Raw genomic sequence first — 19,854 nt, 5'->3', positions numbered from 1 at the left:
ATATTGGGTGGCGAATTGCTTAGATCGCCTCATAAAAACTCTAAAATCGTTTCGCTTTCCCAAAACCCACTATATGTTGCTTATACAAAAAGATTACAACCTATTAAGCAATTGAATATCTGTCTCTTAATTTATATAGACAATCAGGTGAAATTATTCTCAACAATTTAGTACTTTTAAATAATAAAATTAACTGATACCACGATTAATGTTATGGTTTTAATAACAAATCATAATTTCACTTTATATTCCAATATAAGTTAATACATCACATCAGACGGTAATTTAAATATCGATTCATTGTGGTATATGTAAAATGAACATTAATTCCAATAGTGAATTATTATGAAACAAATAGAGTTTTTCGTGTATTTCGATAGATTTTGAAAAGTATTTTTCTTTACTCGGATATTTATAATTATTTTTTAAGCCATAATAAAAAGGCATCATCCATTTGAATTAATCAAAATAGATGATGCCTGAGTATATTTATTCAATTTTAAATTGTTCTGCTTATTCTTTTATACTTCCATCTTTAGAATGAAAGCGTAATAAATCCCCATTAACAACTTTATCTGAATAGTGAAGTTTTTCTGCTACCATCGCTTTTAATTTTTCTGCTGTTTCCATTTTCGATTCATCGAGCATTTCGCCTGTTTTCGGATCGTAGTATTTGCCGTCCAATGAATAGATCGTCGGGCTGACAAAATTACCGTTTCTGAACGGAACGATTTCGCTATGCTCTTCCGATAGCAGGTCTGTCCCAAAATGAATATTGTTTTTCGTTTCAACACCAAGTAAATGCAGTACTGTCGGAAGAAGGTCTATTTGGCCACCATACGTATGGTTAACGCCGCCTTCCATACCCGGCACATGAATAAAGAGAGGCACACGCTGTAAATCGGCATTTACAACAGGTGTCACTTCTTCACCAATAATTTGTTCCATCGCTTTATTATGGTTGTCGGAAATTCCGTAATGGTCTCCGTACATCACAATCATTGTATTTTCATACAGACCGGATTCTTTTAAATACGTAAAGAACTGTTCAATTGCTTCGTCAGCGTATCGAGCTGTCTGGAAATAATTATCGACACTCGTATCACCTGTCGTCGCTTTCCCGATCGACACTAAATCCTGGTCAATCTTATATGGGAAGTGATGGGCAACCGTGATGAATTTTGTATAGAATGGCTGCGGCAATGTTTCTAGCAAGCTTTGCGACTGCTCGAAAAATGGTTTATCCATTAAACCGTACTCCGCCATATTTTTCGAATCGGCTGTATCATATGAACTTTCATCAAAAAATTCATCATAGCCAAACTGATTATAAATCATATTTCGGTTCCAGAAACTGCCGTTATTACCGTGGAATACTGCAGACGTATACCCATAATCTTTTAGAATCGATGGTGCGGCTTCAAACGTATTTTGTCCTTTCGTTATAAAGGCCGAGCCTTGTGGCAATCCGAATAAAGAATTCTCTAACATAAATTCAGCATCGGACGTTTTGCCCTGCGCTGTTTGATGATAAAAGTTATCGAAATACATTGTATTTTCATTTTTAACCAATGAATTTAAAAACGGTGTTACTTGTTCGCCATCAAGCTCATAGTCAATTAAAAATGACTGCATAGATTCCAAATGTAAATAAATAACATTCATATCTTTTGCTTTACCAAAATACTTCTCGTTTGGTTGAGATGAAAATGAATTTGTATAGTTTATTATTTCCGCAATATCACTGCTGTCTGCTGAAGCACGCTCTGAAGATGCTTCAAACGTTTTAACAGAATCATAAATTGAATAATTGTACATTCCTAAATATTTTACAATATAACTGCGGTCAAAGCCTCGGCTCAATAAATCCGGGCGATCTGCTTCCGCTAATTGCAAGTTAACAATAGACAATATAATTGCCGCAGCCACAACTGCTGCCGGCATTTTAAATCCGATTTTGCCGGATTGGAAATTAATTTTTTTTGAAAAACGAATATAGATCAACACGAAAATATCCACAAAAAATAATACATCATAAGGTTTTAATAAAGTTAATACACTGCCGCCTAAATCCCCGAAATTTTGTGTTTGAGATATCGTAGGTAGTGTAATAAAATCGCTGAAGAAACGATAATATACAGCATTTGCAAATAAAAGAATTGTCATCAACGTATAGATAAAGATCAATACTGTCAGTTTTCTTTTTCCTTTAAACAGAAATGCAACTGATAAAAATAGTAGCGCAGATCCCAATGGGTTGATCAATAAAAGAAACTGCTGGAGCGGCCCCTCAACACCCAGCTTAAACTGCGTCACTTGTGTAATGTAAGTTTTCGCCCATAGCATTAAAACGGCCAGAACGAAAATCGCTAGGAAATTATTTAATAAGCTTTTATTTTTTACTAAGTTTTTCACCTTGTAATCACTCTTTCTATTCAAAACATTTTTCCCTTTATATAGAGAAAAACAAGATTTAATATATCAAAAAAACATTAACCTATGCAACTATTATGTAACGATGGCCGATAGCAATTGTTGCCAGGATGTTGTTCTTGAACAAAAACAGTAAAAAAATGGAGGCTGCCTAAGCAAATTCCTCCATTTTTTAGGTCTAGCTATTAAATATTGTAGCTTTCTTATCTTATTTAGGAAAAACTTTTTTAAAGCGGTCACAAACAGTCAGCATTTCCTCGGAAAATTCCAGACCTTGCGCTGAGAGTTCTTTGCTAAAGAACGCGACATGTGCTTCCTTCCATTCCTCATAAGTACCTTCTCCTTCTGCCAAAGCAAAATCAACAGGTACTTCATTGAATGGGTATATTTCAATAGAATAGGATTGTATGATCGCTACCGGTTCATCCTTACTGTTTAAAACAATTTGATAGTCCCCAATTTCCGGTAAACTTTCCCCTTCTCGTTCATACAACGGAAAACTCGAGCAAGTTGCGGTTTTAGTGCCCTCTTCGACAAGTCCTGCAAGCCAATCCACCTTTTCTCCAAATTGAAATGCTTCTTTATAACGGATATTTTCCATACCTTCCGAATCACAATATTGCTGCCAAAATGCTTCTATATTATTCATTTGCTTAACTCCTTTTGTTTCGACTGCGCCCATTCAAATGGACCATCATGAACGGTTAGCTGCTGATTTTCCAGCCAAGCCGTTCTCGTAAATAGTTTTTGCAAAAAATAGCGGTCATGGCTAATTGCAAGAATGGTTCCTTCAAAGTTCTCCAATGCTTCTTCAAGCGCTTCTCTCGACTCAATATCAAGATGGTTCGTTGGTTCATCCAAAACGAGAACATTGCATTTTTGAATCATTAATTGAGCTAGTCGAAGCCTCATTTTCTCCCCGCCGCTTAGTTGATCCACTTTTTTAAATACATCATGACCGTAAAACAAAAATTTGGCGAGCATATGCCGCGCATCGTATTCCGTTAATGACACCTGCTCTCGGAATGCATCGATAAGACGCTGCTTGCCGTTCAATTGGTCAAACTGCTGTGCAAGGTAACCGATCTTTAAATTGCTCCCTTGCCTTGCCTCTCCATCAACCGGCGCAATTTCCCCTAATAGAATTTTTAATAACGTGGATTTTCCCGTACCGTTATTCCCAACAATCGCTACCCTATCTTGAAAATGTATCGATAAATCAACATCCATAAATAAAAAGTCATGTTCAAACCCATGGGAAATGTTTTTCAGCATAAACACTTCTTTGCCAGTCCGGTCTTCGGTTTTCAATTGTAAATTCATATGGCGCTCGGTTTTGGGCTTCTTGACGATTTCCATTCGTGCCAGCATTTTCTCCATTACTTTCGCTTTACGGTATAAATCAGGATTGGGAGGAGACGCTTCATTCGCCCATTGTCGTAATCGGCGAATCGCCTCTTTCATCTTCTGAATCTTTTTTTGCTGTTCTTCATATGCCGCAAACTGTTGCGCTATTTTTGCTTCTTTATTATTAATGTACTGATCATAGTTACCCTTACTTACCCAAATTTGGCCGTCTTCAATTTCTGCCACATACTGAACAATTTTATTTAAAAACATCCGGTCATGCGAGATTACAACAACGGTACCTCTGAAGTATTGTAAATAATCTTCAAGCCACTGTGTTGCAGCAAGATCCAAATGATTTGTCGGTTCATCCAGCAGCAAAATATCTGGCTGCTGCAATAAAATTTGAGCGAGCATTACCTTTGTTTTTTCTCCACCGCTCAGCGCATCAAAAGGTTGATCTAATAACTTTGTAATCGCGAGTCCATTGGCGATCGATGCGATTTTCGCTTCGATTTCGTATCCGCCCTTTGCTAAATAGTGCTCTTGCAGCTCACCGTACTGATTTAAAATCTTCTCCGATAAATCAGTTGCCATCCGCTTTTCCAAATGAGCTAAACGGTCTTTAATTTGATGTAATTCAGCAAATGCTTTCGACAATACATCAAAAACGGATGTATCCGTGTATCGGGGAATTTGATGCAAGTAGCCGATTGTTTGACCTTTCGATTTTATGATCCGTCCTTCATCCGGCTGTTCAATGTCTGCCAGTACTTTAAATAATGTCGTTTTTCCGCTGCCGTTTCGACCGACAATTGCGATACGTTCACCTGTATTTACTTCTATAGAAAGATCCTTAAAAATGGTGTTGCCACCGATAATTTTCGTAATGTTTTCTGCTTTTAACTGCATATTTCTACGCCTCCACCGGCGCAGCTAAAAAACAAAAAGACTGCTCATTAACGAGAGCAGTCTTTTCAGTATTGGTGAAAAGAATGAAGTTAATTAGCTACGCATTATTTTTAAATTGTCTAAAAAAGGACACACCTATCCCGTTAGACCCAAATTTAAAAGTAATGACACGTGCAAAATACATAGCTGTATCCACTTTTACACCTGTCTCAATCGCCAACTTCTTCATTCCGTTCACCTCCGTCCATTTGAATTGTTCTAATATTACCATATTTCAATAAATATGTACATACTGGAAATGAGTGCTTTTTTGGGGGCGGAGTTCTCCTTTTCGGAAAGGCGATTCTACTTTTCAGGCCATACTTTCTACTTTCCGACGATTTCGTTCTACTTTCCGGTTGCGATGTTCCACTTTTTCAGTCAAACTTTCTACTTTCCGTTTCATTCGTTACATTTTCGGTTCCCGATGTTTTACATCCACCCTATTCCCCCTACACCCTTGAACAAGAAAAGCCGGAACTTTTATTTTCCCTTTTTACAAATTTGCGTTACGATAATAAGTGGATGTAATTTAGAATGGAGGAAGTTTTCCTTATGTCGAATAAAGCTTTACAAAAAGATGCGATGCGCGTATTAAAAGAGACGAGCCGTACATTTTTTATCCCCATTACTTTTTTAGATAAAGAATTAAAATTAACGGTTGCCTCGGCCTATTTAGCGATGCGAGCGATTGATGAAATTGAAGATCATGAAGATGTTTCCAATGAAATGAAAAATGCAACATTATTAAAAGTAGCGGAATTATTGAAAGCCTCTTTCTTCGATAACAATGCTTACCTTGATGCCTTGGCACCTATAAAGGACAAAATGCCTGAAGTGACACTTCGTCTTGCTGACTGGCTGGAAGTTTGCCCTCAGGGAGCTTTCTCTATTGTCACATCTGCGACGAGTGAGATGGCGGAAGGGATGGCAAAATGGGCGCTCGCAAATTGGCAGGTGCATACGAAAGAAGACTTGGACGACTATACCTACTACGTGGCCGGTTTAGTCGGTGTCATGCTTTCGGAGCTTTGGGAATGGAGTGCGGGCACGAAAACAGACCGTGAACTGGCAATCGGCTATGGTCGCGGTTTACAGGCAGTAAACATTCTACGTAATGAGCAGGAAGATTTGGATGAGCGCGGCGTCAGCTTCGTACCTGATGGCTGGACCCGTGCTGAACTATTTGCTTATGCGGAGGAAAACCTGGCAAAGGCCGACCTTTATATGAAAGATTTAGATAAACGTTCGATTAAATTATTCTGTAGACTGCCTTTAGCATTGGCGCATAAAACATTGCAGGCCATGAAAGAAGGACGAGAAAAAATGTCCCGCTCAGAAGTTGAAGCGACAGTTGAAGAAATCCAGGTAGACTAAAAAGAAGTGTGTTGAGGGGTTCTCCCCCAACACACTTCTTTCTTACATAATAATGGCAATTGCGATACTGCAAATTGCACAAAGCACTACATAAGTAAATGAAATAATATGACGACGCTTTTCTCTTCTTAACCAAAACTCCAATAATCCACGAACTATAAATAAAATCATAATGAACGCAAACAATACTGAATATAATGTTTTTTGGTCAAATAGATTAATAGTTACATACGATAAAAACATGAAACATAGGAAGATTTCCAAGAAGAGATGCCAAATCCCCACATACTGATCCATAAATTTCTCGTTTTTTGGGATGTTATATTTTTTACGTAAGTTTAAATCGAGTAAACCTGCTCCAAAAAATGCGATGATTACTACTACAATTAACACAAGCGACTTCCCTTCTATATCTCTGTTTGTAAATACTGCTGTCGTAATTCTTCAGGCACTAAATCGCCGCCTGTTGACCATATAATATGTGTGGCGTTTTCCATTTTATCTGTAAGCCCATGCTTTTCAATGTATGAAGTGCCCTGCATCATTAATTCGATCGGACCATAAACTCCCGCATGTGCTGAAGGTTCCATAAAAATGTTTTCCGTCTCAAACATACCTTTTAAACTTCTAAATAAAAAGCTGTCATCCACAGTATAACATCCGCTTATAACGGATTCCATCAATGTTCCGACAAATCGTGAAGGCCGCCCTACTGCCAATCCGTCAGCTTCCGTCCGATTGGACAATCCAATATCATTCACACTAATTTTGTCATGCATACCGGTCATCAATCCTAAAAGCATACATGGTGATGAAAATGGTTCTGCAAAGAAAATATGAATATATTCACCGTAAATTTGTTTTAAAGTATAGGCAATTCCTCCAGGCGCACCGCCAACACCGCAAGGCAGATAAACAAATAACGGATGATTTGCATCGACTGTAATTTTTGCTTGCTGTAGCTGTTCTTTCAGGCGCAGACCCGCTACTGAATATCCTAAAAACAGATCGATGGAATTTTCATCATCAACGAAATGGCATGTTGGATCCTGTTCTGCTACTTGGCGGCCGTTTTCCACGGCAGACGTGTAATCAGATTCGTATTCGATTACTTCTACTCCTTTTTCGCGCAGCAGTTCTTTTTTCCATTCCTTTGCCTCTATCGACATATGCACCGTTACCTGGAAGCCAAGCTCTGCGCTAATAATACCGATACTCAGACCTAAATTGCCCGTTGACCCGACCGCTACTTTATATTGACTAAAAAATTTACGGAATTCTTCACTATGGAAATTTGCGTAATCATCTTGTTCTGTTATCATACCGGCATCGATTGCCAGCTTTTCGGCATGACTCAACACCTCGTATATACCGCCACGCGCTTTAATCGAACCGGCGATCGGTAATGCATGATCACATTTAAGCATTAATTTTCCGGGAATATTAAAACCGCGTCTTCCTTCTATAAGTTTTTTCATCGACGCAATTTCTTTTAATTCCGATTCAATAATACCGTCTGAAAATTTCGTGATTGGAAATGCGACTTTTATATAAGAAGAAAAACGCTTCAATCTATTTTCTGCGTCCTGGATCATATCGAGTGTTACTTGTTTGGATACTTGACTATCTTTCGCTACATTTTCATTTTCCCAAAATACGTATTGTTCGGATTGCAGCTTTTCAATTAACGGAAAGCGCGCTTTTAATGCGTCTAAATTTAAGATTTGCTGATTCATTTATGATTCCTCCTTCTCAAAAATCGCACGTTCACAAATTTGTCGAAATTTTGTTTCAAAAGCCAAATTATTTTCTTCCGTGCGCTTTTTGGGTCCTTTCGTACGTCCCCCTGCACGTCTTATTTTCGCACTTTCAAATCGAAATGCCAACAGTTGATCTATATTGTCTGACGTCAGTTCTTTCCCGTTGTGATTGATCACAATTCCACCTTTTGCTATACACATCGCAGCAAGACCATAATCTCCTGTTATGACAAGATCTCCTCTCTTTAAGACACTGAGGAGCTTAAAATCAACAGAATCTGGTCCCTTGTCGACAATAATTGTTTTTGCACCCTCCCGTTCCATTCGATGTGATGTATCGCAGAACAAGATTGGTCTTATCTCATATCGAGATGAAATAAACAGCGCTAAATCAACAACCGGGCAAGCATCTGCATCAATTAATAGTTGTAAAATAGTTCATCATCCTTTCCAAAAGCAACTCCAAATCATTATATCGATATAATATTTGAAAACGTTTTCTCTTTTTTAACATCGAATTCACACAGTGATGTTACATAAAATATAATTGAATTGTTTGATAATTCATACTAATGTATACTTATTAATCCATTTGGGGGTATAGACATGACGACAATGACAACAACGAGTAACGCACAGCAATATGTTGATGGAGTGTTTGAAAAATTAAAATCTAAGAACGCACATCAATTAGAATTCTTACAAGCAGCGGAAGAAATTTTCCTTTCTCTAGTTCCTGTATTCGAACAACATCCTGAATACATTCAACATAACATTTTAGAACGTATCGTTGAGCCCGACAGAATCATCTCTTTCCGTGTCGCTTGGCAAGATGATCAAAACCAAGTACAAGTAAACCGCGGATACCGTGTTCAATATAATAACGTTATTGGGCCATATAAAGGTGGTTTACGCTTCCATCCTACTGTAAACGAATCTATTATGAAGTTTTTAGCCTTTGAACAAATTTTCAAAAACGCTTTAACTGGTCAACAGATCGGCGGAGGTAAAGGCGGTTCCGACTTTAATCCAAAAGGTAAATCAAATGCAGAAATTATGCGCTTCTGCCAAGCATTCATGACAGAATTATACCGCTATGTTGGTCCTGATGTCGATGTTCCGGCCGGAGATATTGGTGTAGGTTCACGCGAAGTCGGCTATTTATGGGGGCAATACAAGCGAATTCGCGGTGCATATGAAGCAGGTGTATTAACAGGTAAAAAACCTGGCTACGGCGGTTCATTAGCACGTACAGAAGCAACAGGATACGGTTTAGTATACTTTGTTGAAGAAATGCTTCGTGAAGCAAAACTTTCAATTAACAACAAAACAGTTGTCGTTTCAGGATCTGGAAATGTAGCAATTTATGCAATCGAAAAAGCCCAGCACTTTGGAGCGAAAGTAGTGGCCTGCTCAGATTCTTCAGGTTACATTTACGATCCGGAAGGCATTAATTTAAAAATTGTTAAACAGTTAAAAGAAGTTGAAGGGAAGCGTATTAAAGAATATGTAAATTATCGTCCAAATGCTCTTTATACAGAAGGCTGTGACGGTATTTGGACAATTCCATGTGATATCGCCCTTCCATGTGCAACACAAAATGAAATTAACGGCGATCAGGCTCGTACGTTAATTGCAAATGGGGTAAAAGTCGTTGCGGAAGGTGCAAATATGCCATCGAATTTAGATGCAATCAATGAGTTTTTAGCGAGCGATGTATTATTTGGTCCTGGTAAAGCAGCAAATGCAGGTGGTGTTGCCGTGTCAGCACTTGAAATGGCTCAAAATTCCGGCCGTAATTACTGGACTTTCCAGGAAGTAGATGAAAAACTGCATGGCATTATGAAATCAATTTTTAAAGAAAGTTCGGATGCAGCGAAAAAATACGGTTATGAAGGCAATTTAGTTGTCGGTTCAAACATTGCCGGCTTCATTAAAGTAGCGAACGGTATGCTTGTAGAAGGCGTTTATTAATTAACAAAAACCCGCAATTCCCTTCGATTAAGGAGTATTGCGGGTTTATTTTTTTAACGTACTACTAAAACATCACATTTGGCGCTGCGTACAACATTTTCCGATACAGAGCCGAGTAGGAAGCGTTCTGCACGGTTTAAACCAGTTGCTCCGACAATAATCAAATCGGTATCGGCCAAGTTCGTCAATACTGCTTTCGGCGACCCTTCTTCAACTGATACTTGTACATTTTTAACGCCGGCTTGCTCTGCTATAACCTTGTATTCCTTTAACTGATCAAGAGTTTTTTCCGTTAGAGCCTTTGCATACTTTAGATCATATGCTTCCACTGAGCCGAAAGAATGTGTATCAATTACACTTACTAAATGCAATGTGGCATCTGTCAATCGAGCAACGTTCATACCGCGCTCAAAAGCAACTTTAGCTTTTTCCGAAAAGTCTATTGCCACAACAATATTTTTATACGTTTTTAGCATCTAAATCACTCCTTGTCTAAAATTAGTATAACAAATGTTACCATTACATTGTAAACAAAGGGGCACACTTCCCATAAGGTTAGACGTCTTTCTTCAAAATACGAACATTTTTATGTTATTAATATAAAATCATTCGTGTTATAATAAATCTGAAATTACTATTGGAGGTGTCTCACGTGGAATTAATTTATACAGGTAAAACAAAAGATGTATTTAAACTAGAAAATGAACTTTTTTTATTAAAATTCAAAGATGATGTAACTGGAGAAAATGGTGTTTTTGATCCAGGTGCAAATACAGTCGGTTTAACAATTGATGGTGCCGGGCTTGCCGGGTTAAAACTTACTTCCTTCTTTTACTCTAAATTAAATCAATTAAATGTACCGACACATTACGTAGAGGCAAATTTTGATGAAGCGACAATGACGGTTAAACCAGCAACTGTTTTCGGAAAAGGTTTGGAAGTTATTTGCCGATTTAAAGCAGTCGGTTCTTTTTTACGCCGCTATGGTGCTTATGCAACAGAAGGTCAGGATTTGGATTCATTTGTAGAAGTAACAATTAAAGACGATGAACGACTCGATCCTCCTATTTCAGAAGATGCACTCGCAATGCTTGGTATTTTAACTCATGACGAATATGCAATTTTGAAACAACGCACAATCGAAATTTCAAAATTTGTTGCGGCTGAGTTAGAGAAAAAAGGATTAACGCTTTATGATATTAAATTGGAATTTGGCCGCGATGCAAAAACAGGTGAAATTTTACTGATCGATGAAATTTCAGGCGGTAATATGCGTGCATATCAAGGTGATACATATATTGAACCATTACAATTAGAAAAGATTATGCTTGCTGAATAATTTCAAATATTTTTAATGCTTTTCATCAAGCGCTAGAGGGACATTCCGGACTATCCGGTATGTTCCTTTTATTTTTACCCCCTTCCCTTTTTCTATATAAAATGCTACACTTACTTTTGTACTTCAACGCGTTGAAGCGCGAAACTACATAGCGAGGTCTAATCATCATGAATGCAAAACAACATGTAAAACCACATTTTTTTGAAGCACTTATTTTAATTTTATTTATTATTGCACTCATCTCTTATAGCATTATGAAACTCGGCAGTGTTCCGCATATTCCGATTTTCATAGCCATTATTATACTGATCATGTATGGTGTTCTGCGAAAAGTACCGTACCGAATCATGGAGCAAAGTATGATTGCTTCTGTTTCAACAAGTATAGGCGCAGTTTATATTTTTCTGTTGATCGGTGTTTTAATCAGCAGTTGGTTAATAAGCGGGACAATTCCTACACTATTGTATATAGGTCTTTCAATCATTACTGCGAGCTTTTTTTATGCAGTTGTCTTCCTTATTACAAGCATTATCGGCACAGCAATCGGCAGTTCGCTTACTACCGTTGCAACAGTTGGTGTTGCAATGCTAGGAGTTGCGAGTTCTATAGATGCTTCGCTTGCGGTTACTGCAGGAGCGATTGTTTCCGGAGCATTTTTCGGAGATAAAATGTCACCGTTGTCCGATACGACGAACTTGGCGGCGACTGTTGCCGGTATTGACTTGTTTACGCATATTAGAAATATGATGTTCACGACCATTCCGGCATTTATTATTTCGCTCATCGTATATGCCTGGATTTCTCCCAAAAGCCAGCATATGGACACAGAGCTTATTACAAGCTTTAAAGAAACACTGCTTGCAACAAATCTAATTCACTGGTATGCAATCATTCCGCTTGTCGTTCTTATTGTGTGCACGATCTTTAAATTACCAAGCCTTGCTACATTAGCGATAAGTGCTATTTCCGGTATTGTGTTATCTTACTTCCACAGTACGATTCCGTTAAGCGAACTGTTTGCAATTTTATATAACGGCTATTCAATGGAAACAGGAGTCGACGCAATTGATTCATTACTGACTCGAGGCGGAATGAACAGTATGCTGTTTACGATTATTTTGATTGTGCTGTCCCTTTCTATGGGCGGACTGCTATTTACGCTTGGTATTATCCAAACATTGCTGCAGGCGCTTCAAAACCAGTTGAAATCGGTCGGATCTGTTATTACGGGAACAGCTTTTACAGCAATCGGAATTAACGTTACAATCGGTGAACAGTATTTATCGCTGTTATTAACAGGTGAAGCATTTAAGGAAAAATTCAAAGCCGTTCAGCTTCATCCGAAAAATTTAGCCCGTACAATTGAGGATGCAGGTACTGTCATCAATCCGCTCGTTCCATGGAGCGTGTGCGGTCTGTTCATTGCTTCTACATTGAATATTTCTGTCATCGACTATTTACCGTTCGCATTCTTTTGCCTGTTAAGTCCAGTCATTACGATTTTGTTTGGCTGGTTGAATATTACGATTACGAAAATCAGCAATAATTAAAAGATCGAGGTTGGGACAGAAGTAGAAATTCCATTAAATAAGTATTTAATCTTTATTAAGAAACGGATATTTTATAAAATTGATTGGAATGGAGGGCGACTCCTGCGGGAATAGCGTGACGCCTGAGACTACAGGCTCAGGCCACGCCCGCGGAAAGCGTCCCGAAATGGAAATCAATTTTTAAACTCATCAAAAAATTGCCATTTTTCTCTCAGAGAAAAATGGCAATTTTGGGTTATGTCCCACCCTCTTTTAATTTTCCCGCATTCCCACTCCCCCACCAAATTAATCGATAATTCTGTTTACATATATATCATAAAGTGATATATTGTTTTCAGACATATATATCATTTTATGATATATCAGGAGGTGACATAATGAAAAACAATGAGCAATTGACCGATTCAATGTTTCATATTATGGCCGCATTAACAACGCCCCAACACGGATACGCGATTATGAATTTAATTGAAGAAACATCAAAAGGGAATATTTCAATCGGTCCAGCTTCAATGTACACGATTATAAAAAAACTTTTACAAAATGATTGGATTTATTTATACGACGATACGGATTCAAGGCGTAAAGTGTATTTACTGACGCTAAAAGGCAAAACCGTTTTAAAAGAGGAGTTAACAATTAGAAAGCTGATGATTCAGTTAGCTGAAAGAGGAATGGAGGATGAAGTATGACAAAAACGAAGTATATGATGTCTGGTGGATTAGCATTTTCTGAGCAAAAGGATTTGGAAAAATTGCATAAACTTTCGCTTGAAGGTTGGCATGTCCGAAGTTTTTCATTTTTAGGCTACACACTTGAAAAAGGTGAATGTGCTGATTATGTATACAGTATAGATTATCGAACACTGGAAAATACGGATGAAGAATACTTTGAACTTTTCAAAGATGCAGGCTGGTCACTTGTGGATTCTGCAGGTGATATCCATTTATTTCGTGCTGCTCCCAACACGAAGCCGATTTACACGGACCGTGATACAACGATTGAGAAGTATAAAAACCAAGTAAAGCCATTACAACTTGCTTCGTTGATACTTGTTCCGAGTACAATCATTTCTTGGATGATTACACAACAAACGTTTGGCATCATTCACACAATTTCCTTTATATTAGCTCTTCTATTTACCGTAATTACGATCCCTTTACTCTGGACTGCACTGACTGCATTCGGGAATCAATGGAAAGCAGAAAACAAAAACGGTTTCGTTATAGCTACGAAGTTGATCCCTGCTATCGCAGTATTAATTGCGATTTTTGCATTGTTACAATCGGACTTAAAAGCAGTACAGATTGTAGCTGCTGCTGTCATTGGTGCAACCGTCTTTGTAGCGTTTATTTCCTTATTAATGTCTCTTTATCATCTGATTAAAGTCAGGAAAGCATAATATATTAAGGAATCGGTTGAGACAGAACTAAAATCCAGTGAATAAAGCTCCCCAGAGCAGAAAAGCAGCAATTTTCTTTTTAGAAAATTGCTGCTTTTCATTTTTTCCTAAGTTTTCAGCATGCTACAAACTAAACTGCAATTCGCTTCCCGAAAATCGCCTTTAAAAGAGGTGGTGTCACAATTGTTGTTACGATAATTACAATTATAATGGATGTATAGTAATTAGCCGGCAGCAAGCCACCTTCAAGTCCCATTGCAGCCAATATTAGTGCAACTTCGCCTCGCGAAACCATTCCAGCACCAACACCCATCGATGATTTCGTATTGAATCCGGCTAATTTTGCACCTAATCCAGAGCCGATAAATTTCGATACGACTGCTATAATGGAAAACACGACGATAAACCCGATTTGATCGCCAATTCCATCGAATGAAACGGCTAACCCGATACTGACAAAGAAGAATGGAACAAAAATCCCGTATGCAATCGGCTCAACCTTATGCTCAATTTCATTTTTAAATTCTGTTTGTGCAATCGCGATCCCCGCAAAGAAAGCACCAATAATACCTGCTATACCTAGGAATTCCGCAAAATATGACAAGCCAAAACAAATAATCAGGCCAGCGCTTAATATCGATTCTGTAACTTTAAATTTCTTAAATATTCTAATGAAGTGTGGGATAAACCATTTTGCAAGCACAATCAAGATGGCGAAGAATAATACTTTCTTACCGATCAATACACCGATATTTGTATCAGAACCGGCAAAGAAACTCATCGCAATTGCAATTAATATAACGACTACAATATCATCCAATACGGCCGCACCGAGTAATGTTGACCCTTCTTTACTATTCAGCCAGCCAAGCTCTCTTAATGCCTGTACCGAAATACTAACAGATGTAGCAGAAAGTAATAAACCAATAAAAATGGATTCTCCTACAGACATTCCGTAATACTGTGAACCTGCATAACCTAAAATAATCGGCAGGATAATACCACCTAAAGCAACATAAATCGCCGCTTTTTTGTTTCTATTCATTTCCTGAAGATCCGTTTCAAGACCAGCTAAAAACATTAAAAGTAAAACACCTATTTGACTAAATACGGTCAACAGTTCAGTATCATGAACCCAACCAAGAAGGGCTGGACCGAGAATAATACCAACAATTATTTTCCCCAGTACAGATGGTTGCCCAATTCTTGCAGCAAGATTTCCAGCGAGCTTCGTAGCAAATAAAACTAACGCAATTTGTAAAATAAACATAAATTTCCCCTTTCAATGCAAAAAAGACAAGGCGGTGCCATAGTTGACTATGGCTCCACCTTGTCTTGCACTTATTATTTAATTTAATGTTCTTAGCTTTATTTTAATATAATTACCCTCGCTATTGCAAGTATATTCTATATTAAACTATGCTAGTATTCTTATTTCTACCTTATCCAATCCCCAAAAACATCTTTAATTCAGGCATTTGTTTTTGTGCCTGTTCATAGCCGACCGCATAATTGGCTTTCATTTGATCGACTTTGCTTTCAAAGCTTTTGATTGGGCGGTCCGGCTTAAAAATGAATGCTTCCTGATCCGTCTCTTTTTGAGCGATATATTGCATTGTTTCATTATACATATCCGCACGATGTCTCATTGCAGCCGCGAGTCTTGGGTAACGTTTTTGGAAAAGCTTCGTTGCCCACTGATTCGTTTTCGAGGCACTTTTTATATAGCCGGGTTCCCTCGTCAAAATTAGCAAATGCTTGTTATATCCTTTTTCGATGGCACGTTTAATTGGAATCGAATCGGATAGTCCCCCATCATAATACGGAACATTGTCAATTTTAATCTCGGGAAAAAGTATTGGAATCGCACAAGTTGCCTGAAGTATATCACATGTTTTTGTCATACTATGCGCACTTTTATACTCTACCTTTCCGGTATATGCATTCGTTAACCCGAACTCCACCTCACCCGGGTAGTTGTAATAAGCATCCCAATCAAATAAATCAAGCTGATTCGGCACAATATTATAGGCAAAATCCAATCCAAAAAGACTTTTTTCTTTTAAGAAATTTCGCGCTCCCATATAGCGTGGATCATTGCGATACGTCGTTAACACACGCATTGTCCGTTCAGGCTGATTTGACATATAGGACACCGCGTTAATGGCACCCGCTGAAATCGCTGCAATATACGGCATCTTTATTTGTTCCTCCATTAGAGCATCTAAAACTCCTGCTGTGAAAACTGTTCGAAATGTACCGCCTTCAAGTATTAAACTACAATCCTTTACTTCATGCATCATCGTCACACTCTTTCCCCTATTTCCATCTTTCCTCTATTTTACTATATGCCTTAAATAATATAAAAAATATTTCTTAATCAAATTTTCGCTACTTCCAAAATATTCAGAAATATGGTATTATTTATTTCGAATATCGTAATATTAGGAGGCTACTTATGTCAATGTTGAAACGTAGTGATGTACCGGTTGAAGAAACTTGGAATTTGGAAGATTTATTTGCTACAGAACAGGCCTACACAGCGGCAATCGAAGAGTTAGGGCAACTTGTAGAGGAAACTGCGGCTGAACTCGCAGGGACAATTACAGATGTACAAGGTGCGATTAAGGCAATTGAGGCAACGGAAAAAATTCAGGAGAAGATGGTGGTCATTGGAACATATGCGAGTCTTTCACATAGTGTTGATCAGACGAGCACCGAAAATCAGATGCGTGCTGCTAGCTTCGGTTCTTTCGCTGCAAAACTTGCAACCAAGCTATCATTTGTAAAAAGTGATTTGCTTGCCTTGGACGAAGCCGTTTTAAAAGAAGCACAAAATACAAAACCGGAATACGCTAACTTTATTAATAAATTATTAGTACAAAAGCCGCATCAATTACATCCCGAAGCGGAAAAAGCTCTAGCTGCATTCGGTGCAACATTTGACGCGCCATATGAGCTTTACAATACAACAAAATTAGTCGATATGCAGTTCCCGAATTTTGAAGTAGATGGTGAATCATTCCCGCTTAGCTACAACTTGTTTGAAGGCGATTGGGAGCTTGAAACAGACACGGATAAACGTCGCGCTGCATTTGAAGCCTTTTCAAAAAAACTGCGTGACTATCAGCATACGACTGCCAAAACATATAATTCACACTTGACGATTGAAAAAACGGATGCAGACCTTCGTGGCTACGACAATATTTTTGATTCATTATTACAGTCACAGCAAGTGGACCGCTCGATGTATAACCGTCAAATCGATTTAATTATGAATGAGCTGGCACCACATATGCGTCGCTATGCGAAACTTCTGCAAAAAACACATCAGTTGGATAAAATGACATTTGCGGATCTTAAAATTTCATTGGACCCATCATATGAGCCGAAAATTACGGTGGAAGAATCTCGTCAATATATGAAAGACGGGTTATCTATTATGGGCGAGCATTATACGAATATGATTGATCGTTCTTTTGATGAGCGTTGGATCGATTTTGCACAAAATGCCGGAAAATCAACTGGTGCATTCTGTTCAAGCCCATATGGTGTACACCCGTATGTATTGATTTCTTGGACAAGCCGAATGAATGAAGTATTCGTTTTAGCCCATGAACTTGGTCATGCCGGTCATTTCTATTTGGCAAATGAAGAGCAAAACATTTTTAATGCAAGACCATCACTTTATTTCATTGAAGCTCCATCAACAATGAATGAAATGCTTATGGCAAACCACCTATTAAAAAATTCAACTGATGCGCGCTTTAAACGTTGGGTCATTTCAACAATTATTAGCCGTACGTACTACCATAATTTCGTGACACATTTACTTGAAGCAGCTTACCAACGCAAAGTATATGAAATTATCGATGCTGGAGGAAGCGTCAATGCACCTAAACTAAATGAATTAAAACGTGAGGTGCTTGAGCAGTTCTGGGGAGATACAGTTGAAGTAACTGAAGGCGCAGAATTGACATGGATGCGTCAGCCACATTACTATATGGGCTTATATCCATATACGTACTCTGCAGGTTTAACTATTTCAACTCAAGTTTCACAACGGATTTTAAACGGTGACGAAGCAGCTGTTGAACAGTGGATCGATGTATTAAAAGCAGGCGGCACGAAAACACCTGTTGAACTTGCACAAATGGCCGGTGTCGATATTACGACTGAACAGCCATTACGTGACACAATCGCATTTATCGGTGATTTAATTACGCAATTGGAGCAACTGACTTCTGAGCTTCAAACAGTTTAGCGTGATCCTACAATCAGTGGAGATTATCTACATCCCACTGATTGTTCGTCCTCACTATATTAGATTGCAGGGTGTGCTGAATTTACTTTCAAGCACATCCTTTTTATATGGCTACCGAAGTGTTGATAAAATTCTCTTGCTGGAACAATTCAGATACCCCTGATTCGATTGCAGCTGATCCAACCGCTTTCGCAACTACTCCTGCAACCCGTTCGTCCATCGAACTTGGGATAATGAAATCTTCATTCAGCTCTTCGTCCGTTACAAGCGAAGCAATAGCCTCAACTGCCGCCAGCTTCATCGATTCATTTATATCCGTTGCTCTTACATCCAATGCACCACGGAAAATACCAGGGAAAGCTAACATATTATTCACTTGGTTAGCATGGTCAGAACGGCCGGTACCGATAATTTTCACGCCCCACTTTTTCGCATTATCCGGCGTTATTTCAGGATCCGGATTTGCCAATGCAAAGACAATTGGATCTATAGCCATCGATTTAATATGCTTTTCCGTTAAAATATTTGCTGCCGAAACCCCGATAAAAACATCTGCCCCTATTAATGCATCATCTAATGTGCCACGTAATTGATCCGGATTCGATAAATTAGCGACCTGTTCTTTCACCGGATTCATACCTTCAGGACGGCCTTCATAAATAATGCCCTTCGTGTCACACATTACGACATTTGTATAACCCATCTGAATTAGAATACGGAGAATCGCAATACCTGCAGCTCCAGCTCCGTTTATGACAACCTTTAATTTCGCGACGTCTTTTTTCACAAGTTTCACCGCATTAATTAAACCTGCCCCTACGACAATTGCTGTTCCGTGCTGGTCATCATGAAATACAGGAATTGAACATTCAGCACGCAGTCGGTCTTCAATTTCAAAACAGCGTGGTGCTGAAATATCCTCCAAGTTGATCGCACCATATGTCGGTGAAATCGCTTTTACAATATTGACAATCTCGTCTACGTTTTTAGTATTTAAGCATACCGGCACCGCATCAACATTTGCAAAGCGCTTTAATAATAACGCCTTCCCTTCCATTACCGGTAAGGCAGCTTCCGGTCCAATATCCCCTAATCCTAAAACCGCGGTTCCGTCTGTAATAACCGCTACTAAATTTCCTTTCATCGTATAGTCATACACCGTGGAAGGATTCTGCTCAATTGCAAGACAAGGGGCGGCGACACCCGGTGAATAAGCTAAACTCAAATCATATTTATCCTGAACCGGAACTTTTGCACGAATTTCCATTTTCCCTCCAAAATGTTCGTGCATTTCAAGCGACTTTTTCATTAAATCCATAATTACCATCTCCTTCTAATTTTTGAAGTCCTTTGTAATTACGAATGTTAACCTCTACCTTTTATTTTGTCAACAATAGCTTTTGAAATTTATAATAAGTTCTTAAAATACTCTATAAACATTGATATAACAACGTTTA

General features: G+C 38.4%; 18 protein-coding genes. 7 read left to right on the top strand and 11 right to left on the bottom strand.

Annotated elements, in window-relative coordinates:
• Positions 1-513: 513 nt before the first annotated feature.
• The 4 genes from MKY07_RS06925 to MKY07_RS06910 form a co-directional block, all read right to left on the bottom strand.
• On the bottom strand, positions 514-2,415 hold the full coding sequence (locus MKY07_RS06925) for an LTA synthase family protein (RefSeq protein WP_339264187.1): 1,902 nt from the start codon (positions 2,413-2,415) through the stop codon (positions 514-516).
• 226 nt (positions 2,416-2,641) lie between these two features.
• Positions 2,642-3,082 carry an ASCH domain-containing protein gene (locus tag MKY07_RS06920; RefSeq protein WP_339264186.1) on the bottom strand — a complete coding sequence of 147 codons (441 nt, stop codon included), beginning with the start codon at positions 3,080-3,082 and terminating at the stop codon, positions 2,642-2,644.
• Positions 3,079-4,692, bottom strand: a complete 1,614-nt coding sequence (gene abc-f / locus MKY07_RS06915; protein ID WP_339264185.1) for an ABC-F type ribosomal protection protein — start codon at positions 4,690-4,692, stop codon at positions 3,079-3,081. Before abc-f ends, MKY07_RS06920 begins: the two co-directional genes overlap by 4 nt.
• Positions 4,693-4,789: 97 nt before the next feature.
• Positions 4,790-4,921 (bottom strand): RAxF-45 family protein, encoded by a 132-nt coding sequence (locus tag MKY07_RS06910; protein WP_008404783.1) that lies wholly within the window; start codon positions 4,919-4,921, stop codon positions 4,790-4,792.
• Between the two features lie 365 nt (positions 4,922-5,286).
• Here MKY07_RS06910 and MKY07_RS06905 point away from each other — a divergent pair, with 365 nt between their 5' ends.
• Positions 5,287-6,108, top strand: coding sequence for a squalene/phytoene synthase family protein (locus tag MKY07_RS06905; RefSeq protein ID WP_339264184.1), 822 nt, complete (start codon positions 5,287-5,289; stop codon positions 6,106-6,108).
• Between the two features lie 42 nt (positions 6,109-6,150).
• On the opposite strand, the gene MKY07_RS06900 is transcribed toward MKY07_RS06905, so the two are convergent.
• From MKY07_RS06900 to MKY07_RS06890, 3 genes are read right to left on the bottom strand one after another with little or no spacing between them, the layout of a single operon-like run.
• The gene (locus tag MKY07_RS06900; RefSeq protein WP_008404785.1) at positions 6,151-6,501 is read right to left on the bottom strand and encodes a DUF4181 domain-containing protein; all 351 of its coding nucleotides are present in this window, start codon (positions 6,499-6,501) and stop codon (positions 6,151-6,153) included.
• Between the two features lie 14 nt (positions 6,502-6,515).
• The gene (locus MKY07_RS06895) at positions 6,516-7,844 is read right to left on the bottom strand and encodes a D-serine ammonia-lyase (protein WP_339264183.1); all 1,329 of its coding nucleotides are present in this window, start codon (positions 7,842-7,844) and stop codon (positions 6,516-6,518) included.
• Positions 7,845-8,303, bottom strand: coding sequence for a DUF188 domain-containing protein (locus tag MKY07_RS06890; RefSeq protein ID WP_339264622.1), 459 nt, complete (start codon positions 8,301-8,303; stop codon positions 7,845-7,847).
• Positions 8,304-8,474: 171 nt separating this feature from the next.
• Here MKY07_RS06890 and gdhA point away from each other — a divergent pair, with 171 nt between their 5' ends.
• Positions 8,475-9,842: an NADP-specific glutamate dehydrogenase gene (gdhA, locus tag MKY07_RS06885; RefSeq protein WP_008404788.1), complete on the top strand. Its 1,368-nt coding sequence runs from the start codon at positions 8,475-8,477 to the stop codon at positions 9,840-9,842.
• A 53-nt stretch (positions 9,843-9,895) separates the two neighbouring features.
• On the opposite strand, the gene MKY07_RS06880 is transcribed toward gdhA, so the two are convergent.
• Entirely contained in the window at positions 9,896-10,318 is a 423-nt protein-coding gene (locus tag MKY07_RS06880; RefSeq protein ID WP_008404789.1) for a universal stress protein, read from the bottom strand.
• A gap of 176 nt (positions 10,319-10,494) precedes the next feature.
• Here MKY07_RS06880 and MKY07_RS06875 point away from each other — a divergent pair, with 176 nt between their 5' ends.
• The 4 genes from MKY07_RS06875 (at position 10,495) to MKY07_RS06860 (ending at position 14,133) form a co-directional block, all read left to right on the top strand.
• Positions 10,495-11,181, top strand: coding sequence for a phosphoribosylaminoimidazolesuccinocarboxamide synthase (locus MKY07_RS06875; RefSeq protein WP_008404790.1), 687 nt, complete (start codon positions 10,495-10,497; stop codon positions 11,179-11,181).
• Positions 11,182-11,348: 167 nt separating this feature from the next.
• Positions 11,349-12,731, top strand: a complete 1,383-nt coding sequence (gene nhaC, locus MKY07_RS06870; protein WP_065217180.1) for a Na+/H+ antiporter NhaC — start codon at positions 11,349-11,351, stop codon at positions 12,729-12,731.
• 377 nt (positions 12,732-13,108) lie between these two features.
• Entirely contained in the window at positions 13,109-13,423 is a 315-nt protein-coding gene (locus MKY07_RS06865; protein WP_339264182.1) for a helix-turn-helix transcriptional regulator, read from the top strand.
• The gene (locus MKY07_RS06860) at positions 13,420-14,133 is read left to right on the top strand and encodes a DUF2812 domain-containing protein (RefSeq protein WP_339264181.1); all 714 of its coding nucleotides are present in this window, start codon (positions 13,420-13,422) and stop codon (positions 14,131-14,133) included. Before MKY07_RS06865 ends, MKY07_RS06860 begins: the two co-directional genes overlap by 4 nt.
• 130 nt (positions 14,134-14,263) lie before the next feature.
• Here MKY07_RS06860 and MKY07_RS06855 read toward each other — a convergent pair whose 3' ends face one another.
• Together MKY07_RS06855 and MKY07_RS06850 are read right to left on the bottom strand one after the other, a co-directional pair.
• On the bottom strand, positions 14,264-15,403 hold the full coding sequence (locus MKY07_RS06855; RefSeq protein WP_008404798.1) for a cation:proton antiporter: 1,140 nt from the start codon (positions 15,401-15,403) through the stop codon (positions 14,264-14,266).
• Positions 15,404-15,575: 172 nt separating this feature from the next.
• Complete coding sequence (locus MKY07_RS06850; protein ID WP_041865898.1) at positions 15,576-16,436, bottom strand: patatin family protein; 861 nt, start codon at positions 16,434-16,436, stop codon at positions 15,576-15,578.
• 155 nt (positions 16,437-16,591) lie between these two features.
• Between MKY07_RS06850 and pepF the strand changes: the two genes are divergently transcribed.
• Positions 16,592-18,397: an oligoendopeptidase F gene (gene pepF / locus MKY07_RS06845; protein WP_065217182.1), complete on the top strand. Its 1,806-nt coding sequence runs from the start codon at positions 16,592-16,594 to the stop codon at positions 18,395-18,397.
• 103 nt (positions 18,398-18,500) lie between these two features.
• Here pepF and MKY07_RS06840 read toward each other — a convergent pair whose 3' ends face one another.
• Positions 18,501-19,715 carry a malic enzyme-like NAD(P)-binding protein gene (locus MKY07_RS06840; RefSeq protein WP_339264180.1) on the bottom strand — a complete coding sequence of 405 codons (1,215 nt, stop codon included), beginning with the start codon at positions 19,713-19,715 and terminating at the stop codon, positions 18,501-18,503.
• Between the last annotated feature and the right edge of the window lie 139 nt (positions 19,716-19,854).

The sequence above is a fragment of the Solibacillus sp. FSL W7-1472 genome (assembly GCF_037969775.1).
In the GTDB taxonomy this organism is placed as follows: domain Bacteria; phylum Bacillota; class Bacilli; order Bacillales_A; family Planococcaceae; genus Solibacillus; species Solibacillus silvestris.
This window is presented reverse-complemented; position numbering and strand designations above follow the sequence as displayed.

What these genes read in the sequence shown, in the direction of transcription:
- MKY07_RS06920 (WP_339264186.1), bottom strand. Translation starts at nt 3,082, where the DNA reads ATGAATAATATAGAAGCATTTTGGCAGCAATATTGTGATTCGGAAGGT.
- abc-f (WP_339264185.1), bottom strand. Translation starts at nt 4,692, where the DNA reads ATGCAGTTAAAAGCAGAAAACATTACGAAAATTATCGGTGGCAACACC.
- MKY07_RS06910 (WP_008404783.1), bottom strand. Translation starts at nt 4,921, where the DNA reads ATGAAGAAGTTGGCGATTGAGACAGGTGTAAAAGTGGATACAGCTATG.
- MKY07_RS06905 (WP_339264184.1), top strand. Translation starts at nt 5,287, where the DNA reads ATGTCGAATAAAGCTTTACAAAAAGATGCGATGCGCGTATTAAAAGAG.
- MKY07_RS06895 (WP_339264183.1), bottom strand. Translation starts at nt 7,844, where the DNA reads ATGAATCAGCAAATCTTAAATTTAGACGCATTAAAAGCGCGCTTTCCG.
- gdhA (WP_008404788.1), top strand. Translation starts at nt 8,475, where the DNA reads ATGACGACAATGACAACAACGAGTAACGCACAGCAATATGTTGATGGA.
- MKY07_RS06880 (WP_008404789.1), bottom strand. Translation starts at nt 10,318, where the DNA reads ATGCTAAAAACGTATAAAAATATTGTTGTGGCAATAGACTTTTCGGAA.
- nhaC (WP_065217180.1), top strand. Translation starts at nt 11,349, where the DNA reads ATGAATGCAAAACAACATGTAAAACCACATTTTTTTGAAGCACTTATT.
- MKY07_RS06865 (WP_339264182.1), top strand. Translation starts at nt 13,109, where the DNA reads ATGAAAAACAATGAGCAATTGACCGATTCAATGTTTCATATTATGGCC.
- MKY07_RS06860 (WP_339264181.1), top strand. Translation starts at nt 13,420, where the DNA reads ATGACAAAAACGAAGTATATGATGTCTGGTGGATTAGCATTTTCTGAG.
- MKY07_RS06855 (WP_008404798.1), bottom strand. Translation starts at nt 15,403, where the DNA reads ATGTTTATTTTACAAATTGCGTTAGTTTTATTTGCTACGAAGCTCGCT.
- MKY07_RS06850 (WP_041865898.1), bottom strand. Translation starts at nt 16,436, where the DNA reads ATGATGCATGAAGTAAAGGATTGTAGTTTAATACTTGAAGGCGGTACA.
- pepF (WP_065217182.1), top strand. Translation starts at nt 16,592, where the DNA reads ATGTCAATGTTGAAACGTAGTGATGTACCGGTTGAAGAAACTTGGAAT.
- MKY07_RS06840 (WP_339264180.1), bottom strand. Translation starts at nt 19,715, where the DNA reads ATGGATTTAATGAAAAAGTCGCTTGAAATGCACGAACATTTTGGAGGG.